General features: G+C 73.2%; 1 protein-coding gene. It reads left to right on the forward strand.

The genetic code is table 11. The features are described 5' to 3' along the window. The coding region (locus ACOADB_RS11020) for an FGGY family carbohydrate kinase (RefSeq protein WP_378598162.1) at window positions 1–313 on the forward strand (313 nt) is incomplete at both ends.

A 313-nucleotide genomic window follows, 5' to 3' on the forward strand; every position in this document is an offset into this window, starting at 1 on the left:
TGCCGCTCGTCCTCGGTGTGGACTCCTCCACCCAATCAACCAAGGCCCTGCTCGTCGATGCCGACGACGGGGCCGTGGTGGCGCGCGGGTCGGCCGCTCATCCGCCGGGGACCGAGGTCGATCCACGGGCCTGGCTGCGCGCCTTCGACGAGGCAACGTCCGGGCTGCTGGAGCGGGCCGACTCGGTCGCGGTGGGCGGGCAGCAGCACGGCATGGTCGTGCTCGACGCCTCCGGTGACCCGGTGCGCGACGCCCTGCTGTGGAACGACACCCGCTCGGCTGCCTCCGCGGTCCAGCTGATCGACGAGCTGGG

Source organism: Nocardioides sp. CPCC 206348 (assembly GCF_048654705.1).
Taxonomy (GTDB): Bacteria; Actinomycetota; Actinomycetes; order Propionibacteriales; family Nocardioidaceae; genus Nocardioides.